Origin of the sequence: Mesonia sediminis, assembly GCF_042684705.1 — a bacterium.
GTDB lineage: Bacteria > Bacteroidota > Bacteroidia > Flavobacteriales > Flavobacteriaceae > Mesonia > Mesonia sediminis.
The window spans coordinates 1-1,631 of sequence record NZ_JBHULZ010000010.1 but is presented as its reverse complement, the minus strand read 5'-3'; the positions used below and the strand labels follow the sequence as shown (position 1 = coordinate 1,631).

Here is a 1,631-nt window from a genome sequence, read left to right as displayed (position 1 = left end):
GTATAAGCGACAAAATACATTAAAACTAGAGATAGTTAAGAGCAAATTAGGTAAAAGACATAAGCTTATTAAGGGCGTATGGGGGATGCCTAGGCTCTCAGAGGCGATGAAGGACGTGATAAGCTGCGAAAAGCTGCGGGGATTGGCACATACGATTTGATCCGCAGATATCCGAATGGGGCAACCCGGTATACTGAAGGTATATCATCCGCAAGGAAGCAAACCCGGAGAACTGAAACATCTAAGTACCCGGAGGAAGAGAAAACAATAGTGATTGCGTTAGTAGTGGCGAGCGAACGCGCAATAGCCCAAACCAATATGTTTACGGATATATTGGGGTTGTAGGACCACGGCATTCTGTGCAAATTGAACTAGAACAAGTTGGAAAGCTTGGCCATAGACGGTGATAGCCCGGTATAGGTAAGATTTAGTAACAGATAGTGGTATCCTGAGTAGTGCGGGGCACGTGAAACCCTGTATGAATCTGGCGGGACCATCCGCTAAGGCTAAATACTACTGAGAGACCGATAGTGAACCAGTACCGTGAGGGAAAGGTGAAAAGAACCTTGAATAAAGGAGTGAAATAGACCCTGAAACCATACGCTTACAAGCGGTCGGAGTCCTGTTAAGGGATGACGGCGTGCCTTTTGCATAATGAGCCTACGAGTTACCGTTATCAGCAAGGTTAAGTACTTCAGGTACGCACCCGTAGCGAAAGCGAGTCTTAATAGGGCGGCAAAGTTGGTAGTGGTAGACGCGAAACCGTGTGATCTACCCTTGGGCAGGTTGAAGCTTTGTTAACCCAAAGTGGAGGACCGAACCCGTTGACGTTGAAAAGTCTTGGGATGACCTGAGGGTAGGGGTGAAAGGCCAATCAAACTCGGAAATAGCTCGTACTCCCCGAAATGCATTTAGGTGCAGCGATATTATTAGTTTTATAGAGGTAGAGCTACTGATTGGATGCGGGGGCTTCACCGCCTACCAATTCCTGACAAACTCCGAATGCTATAAAATGTTAAATATCAGTGAGGGCATGGGTGCTAAGGTCCATGTCCGAGAGGGAAAGAACCCAGACCATCAGCTAAGGTCCCCAAATGTATGTTAAGTTGAATAAACGCGGTTGAACTGCTTAGACAGCTAGGATGTTGGCTTGGAAGCAGCCATTCATTTAAAGAGTGCGTAACAGCTCACTAGTCGAGCGGTTCGGCATGGATAATAATCGGGCATAAACATACTACCGAAGCTATGGATTTTGTATGTAAATACAGAGTGGTAGGGGAGCATTGTAATAGAGTAGAAGGTGATCTGCGAGGGTTGCTGGATTTATTACAAAAGAAAATGTAGGCATAAGTAACGATAATGCGGGCGAGAAACCCGCACACCGAAAGACTAAGGTTTCCTCAGCTATGCTAATCAGCTGAGGGTTAGTCAGGACCTAACGCGAACCCGAAAGGGGTAGTGGATGGACAACAGGTTAATATTCCTGTACCTGCTTTATATTAAAAGTGACGGAGTTGGGTATATGTTGCGTACTGACGGAATAGTACGTTGAAGTAACTTCAAGGTTACGATAGTACACTTAAGCTACGGCGGCGGTGATAATACATAGGACCAACTTCCAAGAAAAGCGA

The 1,631-nt window shown here is 45.9% G+C and carries 1 rRNA gene; it reads left to right on the top strand.

What is annotated here, in order from left to right:
- Window positions 1–58: 58 nt before the first annotated feature.
- Window positions 59–1,631, top strand: a 23S ribosomal RNA gene (locus ACFSQ0_RS02560); the annotation flags it as partial.